The 23,642-nt window shown below is 58.3% G+C and carries 23 protein-coding genes, 1 tRNA gene and 2 pseudogenes; 13 read left to right on the top strand and 13 right to left on the bottom strand.

What is annotated here, in order from left to right:
- Nucleotides 1–72 precede the first annotated feature (72 nt).
- The 5 genes and pseudogenes from NW834_RS04420 to NW834_RS04400 all read right to left on the bottom strand — a co-directional run.
- Nucleotides 73–270: pseudogene (locus tag NW834_RS04420) on the bottom strand (DUF4394 domain-containing protein); the annotation flags it as partial.
- Nucleotides 271–504: 234 nt separating this feature from the next.
- Complete coding sequence (locus NW834_RS04415) at nucleotides 505–822, bottom strand: DUF4394 domain-containing protein (protein WP_414419316.1); 318 nt, start codon at nucleotides 820–822, stop codon at nucleotides 505–507.
- A 344-nt stretch (nucleotides 823–1,166) separates the two neighbouring features.
- Nucleotides 1,167–1,949: an ABC transporter permease gene (locus tag NW834_RS04410; protein ID WP_414349888.1), complete on the bottom strand. Its 783-nt coding sequence runs from the start codon at nucleotides 1,947–1,949 to the stop codon at nucleotides 1,167–1,169.
- Nucleotides 1,950–1,966: 17 nt separating this feature from the next.
- Nucleotides 1,967–2,710 (bottom strand): class I SAM-dependent methyltransferase, encoded by a 744-nt coding sequence (locus NW834_RS04405; RefSeq protein ID WP_011432803.1) that lies wholly within the window; start codon nucleotides 2,708–2,710, stop codon nucleotides 1,967–1,969.
- Nucleotides 2,711–2,740: 30 nt separating this feature from the next.
- Entirely contained in the window at nucleotides 2,741–3,268 is a 528-nt protein-coding gene (locus NW834_RS04400) for an FHA domain-containing protein (protein WP_011432802.1), read from the bottom strand.
- A 391-nt stretch (nucleotides 3,269–3,659) separates the two neighbouring features.
- Here NW834_RS04400 and NW834_RS04395 point away from each other — a divergent pair, with 391 nt between their 5' ends.
- The 5 genes from NW834_RS04395 to NW834_RS04375 all read left to right on the top strand — a co-directional run bounded on the left by NW834_RS04395 (nucleotide 3,660) and on the right by NW834_RS04375 (nucleotide 7,405).
- On the top strand, nucleotides 3,660–4,304 hold the full coding sequence (locus NW834_RS04395; protein WP_414341745.1) for a DUF3038 domain-containing protein: 645 nt from the start codon (nucleotides 3,660–3,662) through the stop codon (nucleotides 4,302–4,304).
- 73 nt (nucleotides 4,305–4,377) lie between these two features.
- Nucleotides 4,378–5,325, top strand: a complete 948-nt coding sequence (locus NW834_RS04390) for a DUF4335 domain-containing protein (RefSeq protein WP_414419315.1) — start codon at nucleotides 4,378–4,380, stop codon at nucleotides 5,323–5,325.
- 400 nt (nucleotides 5,326–5,725) lie between these two features.
- Complete coding sequence (locus NW834_RS04385) at nucleotides 5,726–6,763, top strand: CobW family GTP-binding protein (RefSeq protein WP_414419314.1); 1,038 nt, start codon at nucleotides 5,726–5,728, stop codon at nucleotides 6,761–6,763.
- Nucleotides 6,764–6,854: 91 nt separating this feature from the next.
- A complete protein-coding gene (locus tag NW834_RS04380) occupies nucleotides 6,855–7,181 on the top strand; it encodes a hypothetical protein (protein ID WP_414329244.1) in 327 nt (108 codons plus the stop codon).
- A 2-nt stretch (nucleotides 7,182–7,183) separates the two neighbouring features.
- Nucleotides 7,184–7,405, top strand: a complete 222-nt coding sequence (locus NW834_RS04375) for a hypothetical protein (RefSeq protein WP_011432797.1) — start codon at nucleotides 7,184–7,186, stop codon at nucleotides 7,403–7,405.
- A gap of 45 nt (nucleotides 7,406–7,450) precedes the next feature.
- Here NW834_RS04375 and guaA read toward each other — a convergent pair whose 3' ends face one another.
- Nucleotides 7,451–9,001 (bottom strand): glutamine-hydrolyzing GMP synthase, encoded by a 1,551-nt coding sequence (gene guaA, locus NW834_RS04370; RefSeq protein ID WP_049749628.1) that lies wholly within the window; start codon nucleotides 8,999–9,001, stop codon nucleotides 7,451–7,453.
- 420 nt (nucleotides 9,002–9,421) lie between these two features.
- Here guaA and NW834_RS04365 point away from each other — a divergent pair, with 420 nt between their 5' ends.
- The 3 genes from NW834_RS04365 (at nucleotide 9,422) to NW834_RS04355 (ending at nucleotide 11,673) form a co-directional block, all read left to right on the top strand.
- A complete protein-coding gene (locus tag NW834_RS04365) occupies nucleotides 9,422–10,411 on the top strand; it encodes a hypothetical protein (RefSeq protein ID WP_414341740.1) in 990 nt (329 codons plus the stop codon).
- The gene (rsmG, locus tag NW834_RS04360) at nucleotides 10,408–11,190 is read left to right on the top strand and encodes a 16S rRNA (guanine(527)-N(7))-methyltransferase RsmG (RefSeq protein ID WP_414419313.1); all 783 of its coding nucleotides are present in this window, start codon (nucleotides 10,408–10,410) and stop codon (nucleotides 11,188–11,190) included. The genes NW834_RS04365 and rsmG overlap by 4 nt, the downstream gene beginning before the upstream one ends.
- A 195-nt stretch (nucleotides 11,191–11,385) precedes the next feature.
- Nucleotides 11,386–11,673, top strand: a complete 288-nt coding sequence (locus tag NW834_RS04355) for an RNA recognition motif domain-containing protein (protein WP_414329140.1) — start codon at nucleotides 11,386–11,388, stop codon at nucleotides 11,671–11,673.
- 75 nt (nucleotides 11,674–11,748) lie between these two features.
- On the opposite strand, the gene NW834_RS04350 is transcribed toward NW834_RS04355, so the two are convergent.
- Nucleotides 11,749–12,582: a metal ABC transporter permease gene (locus NW834_RS04350; protein ID WP_414419312.1), complete on the bottom strand. Its 834-nt coding sequence runs from the start codon at nucleotides 12,580–12,582 to the stop codon at nucleotides 11,749–11,751.
- 24 nt (nucleotides 12,583–12,606) lie between these two features.
- Nucleotides 12,607–13,368, bottom strand: a complete 762-nt coding sequence (locus tag NW834_RS04345; RefSeq protein ID WP_011432791.1) for a metal ABC transporter ATP-binding protein — start codon at nucleotides 13,366–13,368, stop codon at nucleotides 12,607–12,609.
- Nucleotides 13,369–13,427: 59 nt separating this feature from the next.
- Between NW834_RS04345 and NW834_RS04340 the strand changes: the two genes are divergently transcribed.
- The 4 genes from NW834_RS04340 (at nucleotide 13,428) to NW834_RS04325 (ending at nucleotide 18,445) form a co-directional block, all read left to right on the top strand.
- Nucleotides 13,428–14,390, top strand: a complete 963-nt coding sequence (locus tag NW834_RS04340) for a metal ABC transporter solute-binding protein, Zn/Mn family (RefSeq protein ID WP_414419311.1) — start codon at nucleotides 13,428–13,430, stop codon at nucleotides 14,388–14,390.
- 72 nt (nucleotides 14,391–14,462) lie between these two features.
- Nucleotides 14,463–16,268 carry an aspartate--tRNA ligase gene (gene aspS / locus NW834_RS04335; RefSeq protein ID WP_011432789.1) on the top strand — a complete coding sequence of 602 codons (1,806 nt, stop codon included), beginning with the start codon at nucleotides 14,463–14,465 and terminating at the stop codon, nucleotides 16,266–16,268.
- A gap of 219 nt (nucleotides 16,269–16,487) precedes the next feature.
- Nucleotides 16,488–17,264, top strand: coding sequence for an enoyl-ACP reductase FabI (gene fabI / locus NW834_RS04330; RefSeq protein WP_011432788.1), 777 nt, complete (start codon nucleotides 16,488–16,490; stop codon nucleotides 17,262–17,264).
- 32 nt (nucleotides 17,265–17,296) lie between these two features.
- Nucleotides 17,297–18,445: an AI-2E family transporter gene (locus NW834_RS04325; protein ID WP_414341734.1), complete on the top strand. Its 1,149-nt coding sequence runs from the start codon at nucleotides 17,297–17,299 to the stop codon at nucleotides 18,443–18,445.
- A gap of 153 nt (nucleotides 18,446–18,598) precedes the next feature.
- Here NW834_RS04325 and NW834_RS04320 read toward each other — a convergent pair whose 3' ends face one another.
- The 3 genes from NW834_RS04320 to NW834_RS04310 all read right to left on the bottom strand — a co-directional run bounded on the left by NW834_RS04320 (nucleotide 18,599) and on the right by NW834_RS04310 (nucleotide 20,293).
- Nucleotides 18,599–19,495, bottom strand: coding sequence for a sulfatase-like hydrolase/transferase (locus tag NW834_RS04320; RefSeq protein ID WP_011432786.1), 897 nt, complete (start codon nucleotides 19,493–19,495; stop codon nucleotides 18,599–18,601).
- Nucleotides 19,483–19,923: a hypothetical protein gene (locus NW834_RS04315; RefSeq protein ID WP_414419310.1), complete on the bottom strand. Its 441-nt coding sequence runs from the start codon at nucleotides 19,921–19,923 to the stop codon at nucleotides 19,483–19,485. Before NW834_RS04315 ends, NW834_RS04320 begins: the two co-directional genes overlap by 13 nt.
- Before the next feature lie 298 nt (nucleotides 19,924–20,221).
- Nucleotides 20,222–20,293 (bottom strand) — tRNA-Val (locus NW834_RS04310).
- 156 nt (nucleotides 20,294–20,449) lie between these two features.
- Here NW834_RS04310 and NW834_RS04305 point away from each other — a divergent pair.
- Entirely contained in the window at nucleotides 20,450–21,202 is a 753-nt protein-coding gene (locus tag NW834_RS04305; RefSeq protein ID WP_414419309.1) for a segregation/condensation protein A, read from the top strand.
- A gap of 316 nt (nucleotides 21,203–21,518) precedes the next feature.
- Here NW834_RS04305 and NW834_RS04300 read toward each other — a convergent pair.
- Both NW834_RS04300 and NW834_RS04295 read right to left on the bottom strand, forming a co-directional pair.
- A pseudogene (locus NW834_RS04300) lies at nucleotides 21,519–21,809 on the bottom strand (DUF6679 family protein); the annotation flags it as partial.
- 115 nt (nucleotides 21,810–21,924) lie between these two features.
- Nucleotides 21,925–23,352, bottom strand: coding sequence for a folate/biopterin family MFS transporter (locus tag NW834_RS04295; protein ID WP_414419308.1), 1,428 nt, complete (start codon nucleotides 23,350–23,352; stop codon nucleotides 21,925–21,927).
- Between the last annotated feature and the right edge of the window lie 290 nt (nucleotides 23,353–23,642).

The raw sequence follows: 23,642 nt of genomic DNA, 5'->3' as shown, positions 1-23,642 counted from the left end.
TCCAAAACATTGATTAATGTTGATTAACCTTGATTTAATTTAATTTAGATAGGCAAATGGGAATCGGCTTTCCTAGAGGGCGGCCAAGCCAAAGAACGGCCCACCCGGCAGGGTGCCCAGGGATGTGGCCCGACCGGTGTTTAGGTCAATTCGATACAAGGTGGAGCCGCCGATGGCAAAGCCGGTATCCACTCCATCAGCAGTACGGATGTCAAACCCACCCACAGGGCCGAAGTTCACCCCCAGGGGGCCAATGGGCACCTGAACCCCATCGTTGGGGGGTTAACAGCAGCTGCTGTTTTTATCATCGTTTATTTGAGCGGTTCTAGGTTCACGGCAAGTTGACGGCAGCTACGGTTTTTGTTACCACCGATCTAGTTAGCTTTGCTAACTCTACCTCAAGTTCTGGGGGAAGTCGCGCCTGTGGAGATTCCTCTGCCGGGGTTGGGTCAAAAGCTCAGCTAGGTAAGGGTCGTAGAAGCAGGAAGCAACCGGTTGTTTAGTTCATCCTGGGCGGTGAAATAAACGACCATGAGTTGCGGAACGGTTGAAATCCATGCCAGAAAGCGTGCCCGCGGTGAAGGGAACCGACAGAGTGCTGGCCACGGTAGCGGCACCGGTCTGCAAGTTGATGGTGTAAAGGATGCTGGTGTCGGTGAGTCCATAGAGCAGTCGGTTGGCAGGGCGCACATCGATACCAATGAGGTTGCCGTTCACTCCTGTTACCGTCAGGGATCCCTGCACAAAGGCATCGGCAGAGCGGATGAAAGTGAGGCGGTTGCCGCCGCTCAAAGCCACCAAATCCGCTTGGGAAGGCATCATCGAAGACGAAGTGCTGCTGCCACAGCCCAAGAGAGCAAAACTGCCGGCTATCACAGATGCTGCTACAAAGCTTGTGTGTTTGTGCATTGAACAGGCTCCTCAAAAGATCGACAAACCATCAAAACCACTGACAGACAAGCCCCCCTAAACCACAGAGCCTGTGGCTGCAAAGCGCTGCAGTGAAAACTTTTTTGCCCTCAACCCAGAGAACTCTGCGATCCCCTCTGCCTTGTGAAGGAGAAGGCAGTTGTTCTCCGCGATGGCAGCGCATGGGGCGCGTCTGTAGAAATTACTCAACTCCTGGAAACTCGGATGCGTGGGATCCAAGCTTTTTGGCCCAGACTTTAACTGGAAGCGCTGGTGTAGAAGCGCAGGGCAAAGCGCCAGAAGAGATGGGATCCCCACAACAGCCCCGCCGCCAGCAGAGCGGATCCCAGCAGCCACGGCCATTGGGCTCGCCCCAGCAGGGTCTCCGCCGGGATGGTGGTCAAGAAAGCCACCGGCACGACGAAGGTGAAAAACACGCGGTAGGCCACCGGATAGGCCACTATCGGAAATCGTCCTGCCTCTACTAGGCCCCGCAGCACCTCGGTGACGTTGTAGATTTTGACAAACCAAATGCTGGTGGCTCCCAACATAAACCAGAGGCTGTAGAGGATGATCAGCCCCAGCAGCAGAGGCAGCAGCCCCAGAGCATAGGCCCAAGCAGGCAAATGGAGCTGGATCCCGGCGTAGAGAATCAGCAACAGGCCAAAGCCGATATCTACCAGGCCCCAGGGGGAAAACACCCTGGCCGACAGCCAAAACTGGCTGCTTATTGGCTTTAGCAAAACAAAATCCAAGGTGCCTTCCTGCACCTGCTGCACAATGCGATTGAGGTTGACGTTAAAGAGACTGGCCGACACCCCCTGCAGAATGGTGAACACCCCCAACACGATGAGGGCTTCCGGCCAACTCCAACCGCCCAGCCGGTGCCCCTGCTGGTAAAACAACGACAGCCCAAACAGAGCGGATCCCAAGCCACCCAGACTGCTGAGGCTGGCAAAGAAAAAATTGGCACGGTACTCCATTTCTGCCGCGATTGAGGTGCTCCAAAACAGCCACAATATCCGCAAATAGCGCAGCACCTTGGTTTTCTCCAATCTCAGCTTTTATCCCACTTGCGGTAACAGCGGGCGGTAATGAAATAGGGGTGAAACACCTCCAAAAAACAGCTTTGCAGCACCTGAAAGAATTGCTCTACCTTTTGCGGGTCGTCCAGGTGAAAAGGAAACTCGCCGTTAAACCCCTTGAAAAAGTACCAGTTGATCAAAAGCTTACCTGACGGCTTGAGCCAGTCGTAAAACTGCCGCAACTGCGCTGCCGGATCCGCCAGATGTTCCACCACATCGAAGCAGATGACCGTGTCAAAAAAGATCTCTTCTGGGAAGTTTTCTGGACAGTGGATGCGCTCGGTTAAGCCCAGCTTTTCCGCCCGCCATTGCACAAACTGCCGATGGATGGGGTTGATATCCCAGAAGATCACCTGATCCACCGCTGCGCAGAGGGCCGCCCCGATAGCATGGGTGCCGATGCCGCCGCCAAAATCCAACACCAACCCGCGGGCATGATCCGCCACCAGGCGTAAGGTATCGCCGATGTAGTCGGTGCTGCTCAGGTGCCAAGCCGCCAAATCCAGCAGATAGGCGGATCTCACCTGATCCCGATAAAACGCATCTGCCCGATCCCAGCCAAAGTCTCGCCGGCCCAACTCCGCCAATTGCTGCTGCCCTGCCCGCAGTTTCTCCCGCAGATCGGCAGCCCCAAGGCCCAGGAAGGATCCCAGATGGGCTTCTAGGTCAAAGGCATTTTGCCAGTAGCCGCTCAGAGCAGGTGGGATGGGGGGCACAGGAGGATTCAGAAGACTGGTTGGGTTGGCTTAGGCAACAGTGAAATCCTCTTCCTCTGGCTGAGCCAGGTTTTCCGGGTTCGGCTCCGTGTCTTTATTAAAATCAAAGGTGGATGGGGATGTAGAGCTAGCAGCATCCAGAGGCTGCAATAACTTGGCTAGGGTTTCCGGGCTGAGTCGATCCGTTGTCTCCACAATTGCTGTTACGTTCGGCCCAAACCTTATCTTATCTAGGAGCTGAAGGCGATGGGACAAAACCCGTTTTCCGTTGACGAATAGGCCATTGGTGCTGGGCCTGGATCCCGGACTGCCATCGAATACCATGTAGCTGTACTGCAGGGATCCCTGTGCAGTTGGCCCTGAACCTGGGATGCGGATGAGGGAAGCGTGTTTCCGAGAGACGCAGGGATCGTAAAGGCGAATATGATTGTCTTTAGACCGTCCCACTGAGTAATAGATACTATCCAGAACAACCCCCCTCTGCCCCAATCGATCCCTGAAGATCAAGACCCAGTGAACAGGGACAGGCTGAGTACTGCAGCGAGCAGAAGAGGCCATGATGAATCAAGCTGCACCTAGAGTCGCTGGTGTCAACAAAAGGGAAACTCAATAAAGGTGGGTAGTCACTTAGCTCTTAAAGGCCAAAGCAGCAGCTGCTTTCCCCATTATAAGTAGCCATCCCCCTGAGTCCAAAAGCCCAAGTTCAGCTAGGAGTAGGGGTGTTGCCGAAACAGAAACCGGCCCAGAAAACCCATTCTTATTGGTCTAAGATGCATCCAGAGTTACCCCGTTTTGGGGAAGAACCCTGAGAGCTCAACTCTCGGCAGGCTGGCGAGCAGTCTAGCATGCCCAAAGTCTTTTAGACTAGAGCGCAGGGAGGTAGGTTGCAGGTTTGGCTTGGACAGGAGATCATAGAGTTTCGTCGAAACCCAAAGCTCCCATTGACAGCGTGACGGTGGAACACAAGCACATTCAGTTAGACAGTCGGCCCGTTGGCCTGAACACAGCCACCGGTACCATCAAAGCCCAGTTGGACTTGCTACTGCTGGGGTTGGAGTCCCTGAGCGGAGAAAGTTCCGAAGCGGTTCTGGCCGCAGCCAAAGCCCTCAACTTGGAAGAGCAGATTGGCGACCGGGTGACCCTCTGGCGACTGCGCAATGCTAACCCCTTGCGCCGCAGCAGCGGTGGGCGCAAAAAGGTCGATATCGAAGAGGCCCGCGCCCTGGTGATGGTGATTGCCTATCTGGCTGCTCAGCAACAAGCCCGTATCCGCAGCACCTTGGAGCAACTGGAAGCCGCTGTCGATCAAGAGCTCAGCCCCTTCCGTCAGCCGCTGGTGGGAGATTACTTGGATGAATTCCTCTCTCACTACCGCAGCCGCATGGTGGATGGGGACGTGCGCGATGAGAATAGCCTCACCGAGCTGGCCCTGCGCATCTTGATTGAGCTGATGTTCTACAGTAGCCCGAAAGGCGCTCAGCGCCTGTGGAAAGCCTTGCTCAGCCGTCCTGAGATGGATTTGCCTGCCGGCAGCGATCTGGAAGAAGAGGGGGTAGCCCACAGCTCCGGCCCCGATACCTCACCCTCTTCTTGAGGCAGTTTCGTCAATTATCACCTCTGTTATCGCCTCTGTAGCCCTCTACCCGTGTTGTTCGCCCGCAGTTGCCATGCCCAGCCTCACCCTGATTAGCCACACCTATCAACAACCCACTTCTACGCTGACTGTACGGGGAGAAGCCCCTGCCGATTCCAATTCTTCAGACTCCTCTGCAACGCCGCCGCTGCAAGCCATCCAGCGCAGCTTCGAGTGTCAGTTGGAAATCCGCCAGGGGGAGACAGTCAAAACTTTACACGGCGATAACGTTTGGCTCAACGATTTGATCACTGTAATCGACCGCTACGTGGGATCCCACTTGAGTGGGGAACCCAAGGGAACCTTCAGCGGTACCGTTGCCATCCGTCCGCTTGATTTTATTTTTCATCGCCTCACGGTGCGCCAAGGGGAAGATCGCATCGCGCAGGTGGATTTGTCGATGACGCAGTTGTACGACCTGCTGGAGAACCTCTCCCAGGTGGCGGATGACATTCCCCAACTGGCCAATCTGGGAACTCCGGTGACGCGGGCTTGGTATCGACAGCCCACCGGGATCGCTGCCCTGCTGGTGGGCGGGATCGCAGTTGTGGCCGGTGTTGGGATCTGGGCCAGTCGCCCCCCTAGGGATCCCACAGGTTCCCCTTCCCCGCAAGAGCAGCTCACCATACCTGCCTTGACGGGTCAATCGCAGCCTTTGGCCACATCCCTCCAAGAATCTGACCCAACAGCGGGAAGAGAGGCAGCAGGGGCGGATCCCCTTTCCCGTCTGCGAGACATTTTGGCAGAGCAGTGGCAGTCTCCCCCCGATTGGCCAGAGAGCTTGGTCTACCGGGTAACGGTGGATAGGACGGGATCCCCCCTGGCCGCCGAGCCGGAGGATGCGCTGGCCCGGGAGCGTCGCGCCGAAACCCCCTTTGCCAACCTGCCCGATCTGACACCGGATCCCTTGCCAACAGGCGCCCAACAGTTCCGCGTCAGCCTAGAGCCGGGCAACCAGGTGGAAGTAACCCAGGACAGGTAGGCATCCCGACAGGCCAAGCTGGGGTGGGTCAGCACTATAGTCTACCTAGGGATGTTATCGATAGTCACTTCAGGTTAGGGTGAGACCCGTGGGCCACTGAGAACAGCTCTCTGGCCCCCTGCGTTCAACGTTTTAGGTGTTGGGTGCATTGTCCCAGTTTGAATCGAAATAACCCTACTTTCAGGGCCAGGGGATTAGAGGAAGCAATCTGACCCTGAAGAGTAAGCCAGAAAGAGAGAGGCCGCCGAGTTGGGAGAGCCAGGGCCACACTGGCGACGCCGCCAATGCCGAGGCGCAAAGGCTCTACCGACCGCATCTGAGAGGTTCACCCGGCCTCAGGGGACAAGGGCAATGAGGGTAAAGTGGAAGAGTTCCCTCTATATCGGATCACTGCCACTCTATGACCGCAACCATCGAAGTGCCTAAGCGAGGCTTACCTGTCACCATCATCACAGGTTTTTTGGGCAGTGGGAAAACCACCCTTCTCAACCACATCCTCAACAACCAGAAAGGGATGCGCACAGCGGTGCTGGTCAACGAATTCGGCGAGATCAGCATCGATGCGGAACTGATCGTCTCCAGCGAAGAAGACTTGGTGGAGCTGAACAACGGCTGCATCTGCTGCACCATCCGGGACGACATCGCCGAAAGCGTGTTGCGGTTGATGGAACGTTCCGACAAGATCGACTACCTGGTGGTGGAGACTACGGGATTGGCGGATCCCTTGCCGGTGGCCCTCACCTTTTTGGGGCCAGAATTGCGAGATCTGACGCGGCTAGACTCGATTATCACCCTGGTAGATGCCACCAACTTTGCCCCCGATCTGTTCAACAGCAACGTGGCCTACAGCCAAATTGCCTATGGGGATGTGATTCTCCTCAACAAAACCGATCTGGTCGAGGAAGCTGAAATCGAGCGTCTGGAAAAACGCATCCGCGAGATCAAAGAAGATGCCCGCATTTTGCGCACCGTCAACAGCGCAGTCCCCCTGGAGCTGATCTTGGATACCGATTTGTTTCAGGCCAGTTCCTTGCCCCAAGAAGAAGCCCATGATCACGACAGTCACGACCACCATGACCATGAGCACGATCATGACCACCACCACTCCCATCACAGCCACATCGAGGCTGACGGCTTTAACTCCCTAGCCTTTGAGAGCGATCAGCCCTTCTCTTTGGATGCTTTCCAAAATTTTCTCAACGAGTTGCCCGATGCAGTCTTTCGTGCCAAAGGGGTGTTGTGGTTCGAGGAAAGCCCAGAGCGACATATCTTTCACCTCAGCGGTCGGCGCTATACCCTCAGCAGCGATGAGTGGCCTCGCCAGCCCAAAAACCAGTTGGTGCTCATCGGTCAGCGGCTCGATACAGCCCGGTTGCGGGAAAAACTCCAGGCCTGTATTGCCCGTCCGGCCACGCGGGGTCGAGGGTTTGGTCGCTGAATCAGGGATTGGCGGCAGTCCAGGCTCAAAACAGTCGGGCAATGTTCCAGCAGCCTCGATCATGAAGCCCTGAGGTGATGGCCCACTCTCCATGTCCGACATCTTTGTGATGATCCGCAATCAGGCCAACAACGCGCTCACCTCTATCGATGGGATCCCTTTTCTCAGTTTCCTGGAGCGAGAGGGGCAGTTGATTGCAGAAGAAACCATTGAGCTGATCTATGCGGACGCTGGATTTGATGACCTGCCAATTGGAGAATACACTGTGGGGGTACGGCATGAACGGGTGGAACCCCCGAAAGCCACCTGCCCGGTAAGCATTACCTCTGAGGACGAGGTTGTTTTGGTAACATTTGTTTACCTTGAGCCCGAGCGGGTTCTGCTGACTATTCACGTCTCTGTGGAGAAGAGGTTGTAGCCATGACTGTCAAGGTCATCCCATCGCGCTCGATCAAAGCCTTTCGCTATCGGGTGTTTTGTTTGGGACAGGATCTCTGGAATGCCCGGGATCCGATTAGCCGTGCCAACCTTGCTCTGCAACTGGCGGATGCCGCTACGACTTTGGCCCGAATGGAAGTCCAAGCCGCTCAGCCCTTCAGCTCAAGCCCTTCCTATTCCCTGCCGGAAGCTGGCCATAGGTAGCCATCGATCCAGCCGGGAATCGAGGCCAGACGCAAGGGATCCCGCCTACTCCCACTCGATGGTGCCAGGGGGCTTGGAGGTGATGTCGTAAACCACGCGGTTGATGCCGGGCACCTCGTTGACGATGCGGTTGGAAATGGTGGCCAAGAGGTCGTAGGGAACTCGCGCCCAATCGGCGGTCATACCGTCTTCGCTGGTAACCAGCCGCACCACCACCGGGCAGGCATAGGTGCGCTTATCCCCCATCACCCCCACCGACCGCACCTCTGGCAGCAGCACGGCAAAGGCTTGCCAAAGTTTGGGATAGTAGCCGGAGCGGTTGATCTCCTGCCGCACGATCATGTCCGCTTCTCGCAGGGTTTCCAGCCGTTCTTTGGTAACCTCGCCTACAATGCGGATGGCCAGCCCCGGCCCCGGAAAAGGATGGCGGCCCACAATCTCTTCCGGCAGACCCAAAGAGCGGGCCAGTTGCCGCACCTCGTCTTTGAAGAGCTTGCGCAAAGGCTCTACCAGCTTAAAGCGCAGATTTTCGGGCAGGCCGCCGACATTGTGATGGCTTTTGATCTTGACGGCAATGCGTTCTCCAGTAACCGGATCCACATGGGTATTGGCAGACTCGATCACGTCTGGGTAGAGAGTGCCTTGGGCTAAGTACTCAAAAGGACCCAGCCGCTGGGATTCTTCCTCAAACACGCGAATAAACTCTGCCCCAATTCGTTTGCGTTTTTCTTCGGGATCGGTAACCCCCTGCAACTGCCGGAGAAACCGCTCCTGGCCATCCACGTAGTGGACGGGAATGTGAAATTGCTCTTGGAAAAGGCGCAGCAGCCGCTGGGGCTCGTCCTTGCGCATAAACCCTTGGTCGATGAACACGCAGGTGAGCTGGTCGCCGATGGCCTTGTGCAGCAGAAAAGCCAAAGTAGAGCTGTCTACCCCCCCCGAGAGGGCCAACAGCACCTTCTTATTGCCCACACGGGCACGTACCTCTCGAATGGCTTCCTCCAGAAAAGCTGCCGTTGTCCAGGTGGGCTCGCAACCGCAGATGTGATAGACAAAGTTGCGGATGAGAAAGGCGCCAGCCTCTGAGTGGGCCACCTCCGGATGAAATTGCACCCCGTAGAGACGACGCCTTGGATCGGCAATGGCGGCACAGGGGGTGTTGTCGGTAGAGGCCAAGGTGTGAAAGCCCGGCGGCAGTTCGGTAACCGAATCCCCGTGGCTCATCCACATGATGCTGTTTTCCGGCAGGTTGGTGAGCAGGTCGGTGGGATCCAAAATGTGCAGAGCGGCACGGCCATATTCCCCCTTCTGGGCTGCTTCCACCTTGCCCCCCAACTGCTGCACCATGAGTTGCATGCCGTAGCACACCCCCAGAACCGGGATCCCTAGGTTCCAAATCTCGGGGTCACACACCGGAGCGGCTGGCTCATACACCGAGTTGGGGCCCCCGGAGAGGATAATGCCCTGCGGTTGCAGTTGCCGCAGTTGCTCAGCAGTGGTGCGATAGGAAAGGATTTCCGAATAGACGTGGGTTTCGCGAATGCGGCGGGCAATCAGCTCAGAGTACTGGGATCCAAAATCGAGAATGACGATCATCTGGCGCTGCACTTCGAGGGGGGAAAGGCCGGAACTGGGAGGAGATGCAGAAGGGATCACAAAACCTGGCACAGTGCACAATAAAAAAGCCGGTCCAAGAGACTAGCTTGGCTATGGCTACGATGGATACGAAAGAAACATTAAGGGCTCTTCTATGGTAACAGGGGTGGAGAGCTTGCACGCGGCTGCCTGCTCTAAAAAGCCTCTGTCAGGCTTGCCGAGAAAACAGCGCTTCTCGGAGGAGTCTCGCCGAAAAACCGCCTGATGAGCCCCTGAAAAAGCTGGCCACCGGCTGGGCATGACTCCCGCCAACAACGCAATACAGAAGCCAGATGACCTAGCAAAGTTAAGACTTATGATCGTGAAGGAGCGCTCCAGGCCGGTGGGGGTATTGGTAGGGATCCGCAGTGCCATTTTTTTATGTCGATTGTTGCCGAGTCCTTTCAAACCTATCTGCGCCGCCGCCGTCGTCTTCTAGCCCGCCGTCTCAAGCGACAGCAGGGCTGGGTCGTGGTTTTGGCTCTGCTGGCTTTGTACTTGCTCAGTTGGGATGCGCTGGGCGAAGATGGGTCACTATCGCACCTGTGGAGGGGACAACCCCTGTGGCTGGTGTTGATCCCGCTGTTGGGGGGAGGGCTGTACAGCTTGGGCGCCGGGGTGATCTGGATGCTGCGCCAGCGCTGGTCTGCCCAGCTGTTGGCCGAGATGATCAGCTTGCCCCATTTGACTTTGGCTGCCCTGATCTGGCTGGGGTTAGCCGTTTGGGGAGAGCACCTTTCGCCTTTCCTGTTGCGACAAAAAAACCAATTGTTGGCAGGCCTGTTGATCAGTTGGCTGTTGGCCCAGGGGTGGAGTTTTTTCCAGACAGGTTGGGTAGTAGAGGCTGGGCAACTGTGGGCCGACTATCTGCAGGAGCTGCGCGGTTCTGTATTACAGCCCTGCTACCAGCGCCTGGAAACCTGTCGTCTTTCGCTCCATCTTTACCACGCCATTTGGCAAGACCTGCAACTGGAAGAACTGGAGGCCCAGCACCTGATTCAACTGTTGTCTGAGTCGTTGCTGCCGCTGACCCTGCCGCTCAAGGTCTATGCTCAGCGGGTTCACCATTGCTGTCAGCAGTTGGCAGCCCTGCTGGCGCAAATGCAGGAGCGGGTAGAGCGGTTGGAGCAGGTGCTTTTGAATGTAGAGCTGGAGTTGGCCTCTCATCAGTTGCTTCAGGCTCAGCCGCAGCCGATTAACTTGCTGGCGGAAGATTGGGCCAGCTGTCAGGAGCTGGATTTGCAGGAGTTGGTTTGCTTAAACCAAGAGCTGCTGGGCACCGACCGTTCTTTGCAGGGCTTGACCCAAGAGCTGAAAGGCTGGGCCGACAGAGCCATCCCCGCTGGATTGAAACTGGGATCCCTGGGATGAACAAGGCTGACGCTCCTTCCTCTGAGCCTCCAGAGCTCAAGGCCCTGTGGGAAAGCTGGCTGGCGGATCTGGGTTGGCAGCCCTCTGAGCAGCAGCAGCAGCAACTGCAACAGCTCTATCCCTTGGTGATGGCCGGAAACCGAACCCAGAACCTGACCCGCATCACCGATCCCATCGACTTTTGGGAGAAACACCTGTGGGATTCGCTGCGGGGCCTACGCCTGCTGGGATCCTGGGAGGCAATCCAAGCTCAGCCCTGGCGGGGGATCGACATCGGCACCGGGGCAGGGTTTCCAGGGATCCCGGCCCAAATTGCCCTGCCCCAAACCCGCTTTACCCTGCTGGACAGCACCCAACGCAAGATTGCCTTTGTACAGGACACCTTGCAAAGGCTCTCCCTCACCCAAGCGCGGGCGGTGGCTCAACGGGCCGAAATCTGGGGACAAATCCGGCAGGAACGGGGCAGCTATGATGTCGCTCTGGCCAGGGCTTTGGCCTCGGCGGAGATCTGCGCCGAGTATTGTCTGCCACTGCTCAAGGTGGGGGGACGCGCCATCCTCTATCGCGGCCATTGGACCGAGGCAGAAGCCCAAACTTTGGAGCAGGCCCTTGAGCTCCTGGGCGGAAAACTGATCCATGTAGAAGCCTTCACCACACCCCGCAGCCGTGGGGTGCGCCACTGCCTACTGCTGGAGAAAGTGGCCCCAACACCGCCTCCTTATCCCCGCTCTCCCGGCACTCCCAAACGCCAACCGTTGGGCCAAAGCAATCGCCCATGAAGGTTAGGATCCTGAGTTTCCATCTTGCTACAAAAGTTCTCCCAATTCTCGGACAAAAAGCTGCAAGGATGGCTTTGCAAATGCCATTGGGAAGACTAAGATGTGGTTGGCATGAGGTTCGGATTGAGCGAATGGTTTAACCAGGTGAGCCTCCGAACTGAACGCTAAAGGGTAAGGTTCGGAGTTTGCTACACCATGACCATTTTTGTAGGTAATTTGTCCTTCAAGGCCAGCGAAGAAGACCTGCGACTTGTGTTCGCCGAATACGGCACCGTTAAGCAAATTAAGCTGCCGGTGGATCGGGAGACTGGCCGTAAGCGAGGTTTTGCCTTTGTGGAACTGGAAAACGAAGCCGATGAGCAAAAGGCCATCGACGAGCTGGACGGTGCTACTTGGATGGGCCGGGATTTGAGGGTCAACAAGGCGTTGCCTCGGCAGGCCGGTGCAGGCGGCAGTCGGGATGGCCGCTCTTCCCGCTTCTGAGTTGACTACCTACCGCTTTCTACCCTCTCTCAGATGAGGTTCGAACCAGGGATCCCGACCTGCGATCCCTGGTTTCTAGCGCGTTTCTGAGAACACTCTGCCCAGAAAGGCCAGGCTAAACCAGGCGGAGGCCACCAGGACGATGGCCGGGCCGGAGGCCACATTGAGGTAGTAGCTGGCGTACATCCCCAGCAGGCTGGCGCTCACCCCAAATAGGGATCCCAGCAGCATCACCTGGTGCAATCGAGGCACCACCAGATAGGCGGTTGCCGCTGGCGTGATCAGCATGGCCAACACTAAGAGCACGCCCACTGCCTTCATGCTGGCCACCAACGTCAGGGAAGTGAGCACCATCAGCCCCCACCCCAGCCGCTCGGTGGGCAGGCCGGCTGCTTTGGCCCCCAAGGGATCGAAGCTGTAAAAGGTCAATTCCTTGAAGAAGAGGGCCACTAACCCCAACACCAAAAGGGTGATGCCCACCACTGTCAGCACATCGACAGCATTCACCCCCAGGAGGTTGCCGAAGAGGAAGTGGTTGAGATCGATGCGAGCCCGCCGTTGGATCAAAGTGATCAACAGGATCCCCAAGGCAAAAAAGGCCGAAAAGACGATCCCCATGGCTGCATCCGGCTTGAGGGGGCTGGCGGAGCGGATCCATTGAATTAAGAGGGCGCTGAGGAGACCGGCCACAAAGGCTCCCACAAACAGGTTGAGGCCCAGCATGTAGGCAATGGCCAGGCCCGGCAGCAGCGAATGGCTGATGGCATCCCCCAGGAGGGCCAAGCTTTGCACCAGCAGATAGCTGCCCACCACGGCACAGAGAATGCCGACGGCCACCGCCACCAGCAGAGCCCGTTGCATGAAGGCAAAACTCAAGGGATCCGCCAGGCTGTGCCAGAGCCATTCCATAACGTTGTTGACCTCAAACTCTCCCTAGGCAGCTGAGTCCAGCAGCAGGGCTCGGCCATAGGCCCGCTGCAACACCGCTGGCTGCAACACCTCCCGCGGGGATCCCTGGGCAATTAAGACACGGTTGAGGAGGAGCACTTCGTCGAAGTAGGCCCGGGCCTGCCCCAAATCGTGGTGCACCACCATCACGATGTGGCCGGCATCTGCCAGCTCCCGCAACACTTGGAACAAAATAGCTTCGCTGGGCTGGTCGATCCCGGCAAAGGGTTCGTCAAGGGCGTAGATCTCCGCTTCTTGCGCCAAGGCCCGCGCCAGGAACACCCGCTGCTGCTGTCCCCCCGACAGCTTTCCAATGGGGCGATCCCGGTAGGCCCCCATCCCCACCCGCTCCAGGGCTTGAGCAGCCCGCTGCTGCCCCTTTTTCCCGATGCGGCGAAACCAGCCAGCAGCTCTCACCTGCCCCATCAACACCACATCCCACACCGTGGCGGGAAACGACCAGTCGATGGCCGAGCGCTGGGGTACATAGGCCACTTGCTCTCCCCACAGCGCTTGCCCACCGTAGCGCACTTCCCCCCGTTCCAGCGGCACCAACCCCAACAGCCCCTTGAGAAAGGTGCTTTTGCCGGCCCCGTTGGGCCCGAGGATGCCCGTGACGCGGCCCGGCGCGATTTCAGCTTGGATCCCTTGCAGCACCTGCAGGCTGCCGTAACGCACCGTCAGATCCCGCACCACCAGGGATCCCCTGGCCGGACCAAGAGGGAGAGGAGGAAGTTGCTTTTTCATTTTGTTTTCATTTTCGGTAAGTCCAGTGTACCCTAAAGGGACATCTAAACCATGAAACGATGATCAAAAGTCTTGTCTTCCTTTGGGGGCGGCGCCGTTGGGTAGCGGCCTTCGGCTTGGCAATAGGACTCTGTCTCGCTGACGGGAACGGCAGTTTTCTGGCCTTGGCCGGTTCGGGATGGGCGCGTCCCCGCGTTGTGGCTACCACTACGTTGATCGCCGATTGGGTAGAGCAGGTGGGCCAAGATCGCATCCAGCTCACCAGCCTGCTGCAGCCGGGAATGGATCCCCATGTCTACGAGCCAACGCCGGCGGATGGGGTGGCCCTAGAGCAGGCAGACTTGGTGTTCTGGAATGGCTACAACCTGGAGCCGGGGTTGATGCGTCTCATCGAAGCCACGGCCCAAGGAGCGCGGCGGGTTGCCTTGGCCGAGATCCTTGAACCTATTGTTGCCAACGAGGACGGGATCCCCACTCCCGACCCCCACGTGTGGGGCAATGTGGAAAACGTCATCCGCATGGTGGAGCGCATTGCCCAAGAGCTGGCGGAACAGGTGCCTGGCGAGGCGACCTTCTTCCAAACCAATGCTGCTGCCTATCGAGCAGAGCTGGAGGAGCTTCATGCCTGGATTGGGGAGCAAATTCAGACCATCCCCCCTCCCAACCGGGTTTTGGTGACCACTCACGATGCCTTTGCCTACTACACCCAAGCCTACGGCCTGAAAATGGGGGGATCCCTGCTGGGGATCAGCACCGAAGAACAGCCCAGCGCCCAGACAGTGGCCCGCTTAGTGGAGGAGATCCGCGCTCTGCGGGTGCCGGCTATCTTTGCTGAGACCACCCTCAACCCCGCTCTCCTCCAAACGGTGGCCACCGAAGCCGGGGTCAAGGTAGCCGAACAGAAACTGTACTCGGACTCTTTGGGGGAGCCAGGCAGCGGCGCCGAAACTTACGTTGCCATGATGCGCCACAACACCTGCACGATTGTGGTAGCCCTGGGCGGATCCCCTGAATGCTCTTGAGAAGCTGAGTCGAGGCAGGAGGTCTGAGTTTTGTATGATAGGGGCTCAGACCCTTGTTCTCTCACCTCTTCCATGCCTGCTGCCATCCATCGCCCGGCCCGCACCCTCTACTGTGGCGAAGTCCGCCCGGCCCACATTGGCCAGACCGTCACCCTCTACGGCTGGATCGACCGCCGCCGCGACCACGGGGGGGTGATCTTTCTGGATTTGCGGGATCGCTCTGGCATTGTGCAACTGGTGGCGGATCCGCAGAAAACTCCGCAGTCATATCCACTGGCGGGGGAAGTGCGCAACGAATATGTGGTGCGGGTAACGGGAACTGTCCAGCAACGGCCCCCCGACTCCTTCAACCCTCGCCTGGCCACCGGCGAGGTCGAGATCTACGCCGAACAGTTGGAAGTGCTCAGTCCAGTCGGCAAGCAGCTCCCCTTCAGCGTCTCGGGAGAAGAAGCAGAGGAAGTGCGAGAAGAGATCCGCCTGCGCTATCGCTACCTGGATTTGCGGCGGGAGCGCATGTCCCGTAACCTGCAACTGCGCCACCGGGTCATCCAGGCCATCCGCCGTTTCCTAGAAGACGAGGAGGGCTTTGTCGAGGTGGAGACTCCCATTCTCACCCGCTCCACCCCAGAAGGGGCCAGAGACTACCTGGTGCCCAGCCGCGTCAACCCCGGCGAGTGGTTTGCCCTGCCGCAGTCGCCCCAGCTCTTTAAGCAGCTGCTGATGGTGGCTGGCGTGGATCGCTACTACCAGATCGCCCGCTGCTTTCGGGATGAGGATCTGCGGGCGGATCGGCAGCCGGAGTTCACCCAGTTGGACATGGAGATGAGCTTCATGGATCAAGAAGGGATCCTGGAGCTCAACGAGCGACTGATCTGCCATATCTTCAAAACTGTCAAAGGGATCCACCTGCCCCGTCCCTTCCCGCGCCTGACCTATGCCGAGGCCATGGCCCGCTACGGCTCCGACAAGCCTGACACCCGCTTTGGGATGGAGTTGGTGGATGTTTCGGAGGTGTTTCAGGGATCCCGATTCAAAGTCTTCGCCAAAGTGCTGGCTGAGGGCGGTTTGATCAAAATCCTGCCAGTGCCCGGCGGCGATGAAAAGATCTCCAACACCCGCATCAAACCAGGCGGGGATCTGTTCAAGCTGGTCACCCAGTATGGGGCGGGCGGCTTGGCCTTTATCCGGGTGCGGCCCGACAGCCTCGATACCATCGGCGCCCTGAAAGAGAGCTTGAGCCCCGAGCAGGAGAAGCGGTTGCTGGATCTCACCCAGGCCAAGCCAGGGGATCTGTTGCTGTTTGGGGCAGGGCCGGCGGCAGTGGTGAACGAGTCTTTGGGCCGGCTGCGGCTGCACCTGGGCCAGGAGCTGGGTTTGATCCCAGAGAACGCCTTGAATCTCCTCTGGATCACCGACTTTCCCATGTTTGAGTTCAACGCCGAAGAAAATCGCCTGGAAGCCCTGCACCACCCCTTTACCGCCCCCCACCCCGACGACTTGGCCGACCTGAAAACGGCGCGGGCCCAGGCTTATGACCTGGTGTGGAACGGCGTGGAAGTAGGAGGGGGATCCCTGCGGATTTACCAGCGGGAAATTCAGGAGCAGGTTTTTCAAGCGATTGGCCTCACCCCCGAACAGGCGCGGGACAAGTTTGGCTTTTTGTTGGAAGCCTTTGAGTATGGCACCCCGCCCCACGGCGGCATTGCCTACGGCCTGGATCGGCTGGTGATGTTGCTGGCCGGGGAAGATTCCATCCGGGATGTCATCGCCTTTCCCAAAACCCAGCAGGCGCGATGTTTGCTCACCGGCGCTCCTTCCAGCGTTGAGGCGAAGCAGCTCAAGGAACTGCACGTGGCTTCCACCTATCAGCCCGGTTGAGGGAGGTATCTTCCAACGACCACGGGTGCTCGATGATTTCGGCACGGGTAACAGGGCTGCGGAGATCCAGCAGACAATATTCCTTTTCAACCAAAAGGACTTTCATTGTGGAAGCCGGGCCTTTTTAACGGGAGTTCAGGAGTGCCTGGGATCCCTTCTCCCAGCCCCAGCTCCCACCTGTGGGAGGATAGAAAGGAATACACCCCTACTTTTTTTGCCATGCTACAGCTGACGGGAAAGAAAGCCTTGGTAACCGGCATTGCCAACGAGCGCTCCATTGCCTGGGGCATTGCTCAGCAACTGCACAAAGCGGGGGCCAGCCTAGGGGTTACCTATCTGCCGGACGAGCGGGATCGCTTCAAAACCAAAGTTCAGCAACTCACGGATCCCTTGCAGCCAGATTTTCTCCTCCCCTGCGACGTGCAAAGCGATCAGCAGATCAGCGATCTGTTTCAGGGGGTAACCGAAAAATGGGGTCAGGTCGATATTCTGGTTCACTGCCTGGCCTATGTCAAAAAAGAGGAGCTGAGCGGCAACTTCAGCGATATCTCGCGGGAGGGGTTTGCCCTGGCCATGGATGTGAGCACCTACTCCCTGATTGCCCTCTGCCGGGCTGCCAAGCCCCTACTGAGATCCGGCAGCAGTGTCCTCACCTTGACCTACTTGGGAGGAGTGCGAGTGGTGCCCAACTACAACATGGCTGCCGTCACCAAAGCGGGCCTGGAAACCTGTGTCCGCTACCTGGCTGCCGAGCTGGGCCCTGCCGGGATCCGGGTGAACGCCATTTCTGCCGGCCCAATCCGCACCTTGGCCTCATCGGCCATTTCCGATTTTCATGCCATGCTGCATGCTGTGGAGGAGAAAGCTCCCCTACGGCGCAATGTCACTCAAATAGAGGTGGGCAATGTGGCGGCTTTTCTGGCCAGCGACCTGGCCAGCGGCATTACCGGCCAGGTGATCTACGTGGATAGTGGGTATAGCATCCTGGGTTTTTAAGCGCTTTGGGATCCCTTGGGGATGGCTCCGGCATGAATCGCTTCTCACCCTTGCAGCGGTTGCTGCTCACCTGGATCTTGATCGTCATCAGCGGCTGGCTGGCCATACAGGTGGGTCGGCTGTTTGGGCATTTGCTCACCACCATCCTGACAGCGGCGGTGCTGGCCTTTTTGCTCAACTACCCGGTGCAGGTGCTGCGGCGCTATCGGGTCAGTCGAGGTTTGGCGGTCACCCTGGTCTTTGCTCTCTCGGTGGTGCTGCTGGTCTTGGTGGGGATCGCCGTGGTGCCGGTCTTGGCCAAGCAAGTGGTGCAGCTGGGGGCGCGGATCCCAGAGTGGGTGGACACCTTACAAAATTGGCTCGACCAGATTAGCCTTTGGGCCGCCGAGCGCAACATCAACCTTGGCCAGACGGAGCTGGTCAATACCCTTCTCAACCGCCTGCAGGCCAGCGCCGAGAAAATTGCCGGCCAATCCCTGGATCTCCTTCTGGGTACGTTCAACCAGGTGATCGACTTGGTGCTGGTGCTGGTGCTGGCTCTCTACATGCTGCTCTACGGCGGCCAGTTCTGGCAGGGGTTGCTCAGCTTGTTTCCCAAGCCTTGGGGGCCACGCATCGGCGAAGCCCTGGCCCTCAGCTTTCAGAACTTCCTCATCAGCCAGTTGGTGTTGGGGTTCATCATGGCCCTGATGCTGGTGCCGGTTTTTGGGTTTTTGCGGGTACCTTTCGGGCTCCTGTTTGGCCTGCTGATCGGCCTGCTGGAGGTCATCCCCCTGGTGGGGGGGGTGATTGGCATTGGGGCGGCGGCGGTGTTGCTGGCCTTTCAGGACATTTGGCTCAGCCTTAAAGTGGTGCTGGTTTCCCTGATCGTGCAGCAGGTGAAGGATCGGGTCATCGCCCCCCGCCTGATGGGAGAGCTGATCGGGCTAAATCCAGTGTGGATCTTGATTGCCCTGTTGGTGGGGGCGCAACTGGGGGGCATCCTGGGCGTGATCGTCGCCATTCCCCTCAGCAGTGTGGTGAAAAGCCTTTACGAGATCGCCCGCTCTGCCGACCTGGCCGCCGAAGATGGGTTGGGTTCCGGTGTAAAAGGATCCCCGCAAGGGCTCCGTCCGAGTAGCGCCAACGGCGAACCCCGCCGGGATCCTACCCTGCCCAAGCCGGAGACCCAGCAGATCTAGCTGCTCCAAAAGGGAAGAGGCTCTGCCCATGCGATTCAGGCGATCGCGTTAACCGGCAGGCAAACAGAGGCTCAATCCTGGTAAGCCCAGTTGCTGGGCTATCGATGGCCACCCTTGTCCTCAGGGAGAGGGGCTGGGGGTGAGGGCCTCATCCTAGCGAATCTTGCCCTCGATAAAAGGCACCTCCAGCACTTTTTCGTGGTGGATAGGGCCGTGGCCGAAGTAGCCTCCCTCCCCAAACAGTTCGCCGTGATCGGCTGTAACCGTGATGTAGGTGTTTTTGGGAACCAGGTCGAACAGCTGTTCAAAGATCCCATCCAGGTAGCGCACCGCCTGGATCTGTCGCTGCCGTAGCTCTTCCAACTGGGCCGAATCGAAAAAGGGGATCCCGTCCTCTTCTCCTTCATCCAGCCGCTTCAACACCCCATTGACCCCCGAGATGCGGGGCCACAAGCTGGGATCCTCATCGGGCAGCGCGTAGGGATAGTGAGTTTCGCCCACGTTTAACAGGTAAAAGCTGGGGCGATCCGGCTCGAAGCGCAACTGTTCCACCATGGCCGCCATATCGTTGTGCTGGGGCATGAGGCGGTAGGAATCGAAATCCCGATTCAGCAGCGTGCTGGGGTTGAGCACCGGCATGGAGACCATGGCGTGGGTGGTGTAGCCCAGTTGATGCTTCAGCAGCGTCGGCAAATAGAGATGAGGCAGCAGATGCTTGAACTCAATGGGTTGCCGGGTGCCGAGCCGCTCGTTGTAGCGCAGATAATCTTGCTTGTAGTGCTCGGACGCAAAAACGTGGATGGGGCTGGTGTGGGGCAGCAGGCCCATGAGCAGGTTGTAATGGGCAGGGGCCGTCCAGGAAGCGTAGCTCCAGCGCTTTTCCAGAGGGCCCAACTTCAGCAAGTGCTTGGGGTTGGCCGCCAGCAGGCTGTCGAAGCGGCAACTGTCTAGGACGATGAGCAGATAGTTGTTCTGTCCCCGCGGTTCAGGGCGGGGGTCGGGCTCAGACGCAGGAGCGGCAGACGATTTCCACCAGTTTAGGAATCCCATCCTTCCTCCTCCTCGTCGGCGTAGGGCCGCTGGACAATCCGCCAGTTGGGAGCTGCTGCCGCATCGTCGTCCTCAGGAGCGGGATCGCGAATGCGTTCCGGCGGGATATTGGAATAGGAATAGCGGCCTGCTTGGGGATCCGGCTCGTACTCCGGCAGATCTTGGGGCAAATAGTGGTCGGGGGGAATCAGCTGGGCTTCCAAAAAGCGAACTCGGTCGCTCAACTGAGTTAACTTACGGATTGCCTGTCGCTGGAACACCCGGTCGTGCAATCGCCAGGAGCCTACATACAAAAATCCCAGCCCCATCCCTGCCCCATAAGAGGCCAATAGCACCAACGATAGAGGAAGCGGGGATCCCGATTGCCCACCCACCACAACCCTTGCCAGGGATCCCCAGTTTTGGATGAGGAGAACGAGCAGGCTCAAGATCCACAAGCCCAGGAGTATGAAGCGAAGGTTTCTGATCGCGTTAGCGGGACGAAATTCTTGCATGGCCTCAACCCTACCCTTTATTAGGCTACCATTCTTCCCTTTCTCCACTGGCCTGGCAGCAAAGACGCTGGAAGCTCAAGCGGAGTTGTTCTCAACAGCCATTAGCCCTCTCCCTAAGGCGCGCTTCAGAGAGACCCCGGGGCGGAAAAAGTCGTTTCTAGCCGCCTGTATCTCTCCTCCAGGAGAAGGACTTGGACTGTTGAAGCTCGCTGCAGGAGCAGGTTTGCGGGTATGGGCGGTACAAGATTCGAACTTGTGACCCCTTCCGTGTGAAGGAAGTGCGCTACCACTGTGCTAACCGCCCGCAGATACCACTCTAGCAGCTATCGACTAGAGCAGGATCTCTATATTACCACGTCAGCGATTGAGCCAGAGGATTCGGATCGGCATGGGAGATGGCTAGAGATAGCCGGGATCCGGCCTGAGGGCTACAGTAAGGGTCAGGGAGCTGTGGGGTGCTATGGCCTACTCACCGACCGAAGAGGCAATTGCTCTGCTCATTGATTTGGCAGAACGAGGCGAGATCGATCCCTGGGATGTGCAGGTCATCGAGGTTATCGATCGCTTTCTGGCCCGTATGGCTCCCACCAGCAGCAGCCATGACCTGTCTGAGTCGGGACAAGCCCTGCTCCACGCTGCCATGTTGGTCTATCTTAAGGCGATGGCTTTGGCAGAACCAGAAGCAGAAGAAAGTGAGCCCAGCCCGGTGGAGGTAGAAGTGGATCCCTGGCCAAGCTGGTCTTTGGCGCACTTGGATCGCGTGTTGCAACCCAGGGCAGCACCCCGTCTCCAACGTACCCGGCCTGTCACCCTCAAAGAACTCATCGCCCACCTGCAAGAGCTGGAAACCCTGCTGGAACAACCGCCCGAAGCTGCCCCAAAGCCGCTGGCCCAACGGATTTCTCGCCAGCAAGCGCTGTCGGCCATCACTCAGCTAGCCCACCCGGAAAACCTTTTGGAAACCACCGCCGAGCTAGAATCTCTGCTGGCTCAGCTTTGGCAGCAGGGTCTGACCCAGATCAGCTTTGTCGATCTCCAGCAACACTTTTGCCAAAAAAGCTATCAAAACGGCAGCAGCGGAACCATTCACCCCATTCAAGTCTTCTGGTCATTGCTGCTAATGGCTGCCCGCTCTCAGGTGGAGCTGTGCCAAGAGGAGTTCTACGGCCCACTGACCATCCGACCCTGCACAACTGAGGGCCTGGCAAAGTAGATCCCGCCCTTGGGATCCCCTTCATCTGCCAAGGTGAACTCTAGAGAACTTTTCTGGCCGTGGCCGGGCCATCCACCTCTAGGCTTCTGAGCTGGCGTCTGAACCTGAGGATGTCAAGCGCTCTTCTGCGCCGCTCTGGCAAACGGAGAACTCAATCCGTGCCTTCAGCATCGTGCCGGGCACGATCCGCCCGTTTGAGATCTTCCCCACTCGAGCGCACCGGCAGCTCGGCAGGAGCCTCCCGATCCAGGTAGTAATCCTCCACGGGGCGCTCGCTGCTGGGATGATCTTCTCCTTCGGTAGGCAACAGTGGCGGATGCAGCAATTCAGCCGGAGGGCAGTCTTCTGAGGTGAGCAAATCTGACGTGCTGAGCATCCCCTTGGGAATGGTGGAAAGGCGCTGAGCAACAGCTCCAATGCTTTCCAGGCGAATCATCTCCTCCCAGGAGCAGATCTCCTCCTCGTCTTCTGTCTCGTAGCGAACCAGGATGGTGTCCCCTTCGATATCGAGGATCTTGGCTCGTTCCAGCCAGCGTCCCTGATCGCGCAGATAGATCCACACATCCTTGCCTTCGCGGCTGAGTTGATAGATCCTACGATGAAGCACGGTCCCCTCCTGAAGTGAAAGATCCGGGTGAGTTGTGGGGGCTACCCAGCTCATCCCTCCATCTTAGCGGCTGGATACCGAGGCTGTATGCCTTTCCCAAAGCCAGACAGAGTCTTTAGGTCGGGTCGGTTTCGGCCAGAGAAACCCCTTCCATCGCCAAGGCTGTCTCCGCCTCTTCTGCCCGCACATCCCGCAGAAAGGATTCCAGAGAGGCATGGGCTTCCGCCTCCAGTTCTGCTCCGCCAAGGGTCATGCTCTCTTCCGGCAGCCAGCCCAAAAACGGCAGGGGCAAGAGGGTGGAAAGGTTGGTCAGGATCAGCAGCAGCCCCAGCCGGCTGAAATCGGTCTCCGTTACCCCCAGCCCATGCATCAGCAGGGATCCCAGCTCTTGGGAGAGAAACCCCGCCAAATTAAAGGCCGACATCAGCAGGGCAAAGAGGGTGGCCTCGATCCCAGGGGGGCAGAGGCGGGCGGCCAAGACCAACACCGGCATAAAGGCAATCTGTCCTGCCACCGTCAGCACCAGGCTGTCCCCCAAGCTAAACCAATGATCGTCGATACCCCAATCCCGGTTGAGGTGATAGACCAAGATGAGGCTGGTCAGGCCCAACGCCGCCGAGATCACCGTCATCCAGCCGAACAGGGGCCGCAGTGGGAGCCGCCGCAGGTACACCTGGAAGATCCCTACCCCCAGCAAACTGGCGATGCTGGTAACCAAGCGCACCTGACCCAAAAATTCCGGCCCAAAGCCGAGATCGTTGGTGACAAAGTAAAAAAGAGCCGCATCGGCGCTGGGAGTGGCCTGCCAAACAAACACAAACAGCACCGGCAGCAAAATGCTGGGTTGCCGCAGCGTCCGCCACACCTGCCCCACCTGTTGTTGCAAGGGATCCCAGCCCTGGGACAACGCCACCGGTTGATCGGCAATAACCCAAGCTGCCAGAGCGATGAACAACGGCAAAAAGGCCGTCAGCCCAAACACCACCTGCGGCGGATAATGGGCTAAGAGCGCTCCTCCCAAATAGGCGGTGAGCAGGGATCCCAAGGCCGTTGCCCCCCAAGTTAAAGATTGCAGCGTGCCCGTCCCCGCCCAGTCACTGCTGTGTACCCGCTCCACCACCAGCGAATCTACGATTACATCCCCTACCGCCACCGCCAGGGATCCCAAAACCATCCACAGGGTGGCCAGCCCAGCCGTCGGTGCCCACAGGGCCATCCCCAGCCAAGCCCCACACCCCAGAAGCCCTGACAACAAGAGGTAGGGACGACGCCGATAGCCCGCCACCGGTACGGTATCCGACAGCAGGCCGTAGAGGGGCTTGAGGATCCAGGGGCTCATGGCAACGCCCATCAACGCCGCCACCTGAGACGGGCTGAGGCCCAAGCTATCCTTCAGGTAAAAGCTGGTGGCCAGCCGTGCCAGCCCCACCGCCCCCTGCACAAAGTACACCAAGAGGATTCCCAACAATTCCGGCGTCCAGTGGATATCCCGCAGCGGGGTCAGGGTGGATTGGTGCAGCCGTTGCAGCAGAGGATGAATCATGAGCGGTCGCAGTGTAGCGAGATGTTAGTTGGTGCGGTGTTGCCTTGGCAACAGCAAAACCATAAGAATCTTAACAGTCTCTTCACCTTAACCTGTCCAACTGGCTTCCGGCTCCGACCTCCTTGGACGGGTTGCGCTTCCCAGCGCTCTTTCTGCTCAACCCAGCCGAGCTACAAAATCTACAAAATAATGAGGTCGAAATGAGGTCGAAAGGTAAACTACCCGGCTCCGACCGCTAAGCGGTACGGAGCGGGCTTTCAGTAGCCCTGGGCCTGCTCTGCTCTACCAGA

The sequence above is a fragment of the Synechococcus sp. R60.1 genome, from assembly GCF_047461835.1.
In the GTDB taxonomy this organism is placed as follows: Bacteria; Cyanobacteriota; Cyanobacteriia; order Thermostichales; family Thermostichaceae; genus Thermostichus.
The sequence above is the reverse complement of the archived record's forward strand: the minus strand, read 5'-3'. Positions and strand labels throughout refer to the sequence as shown.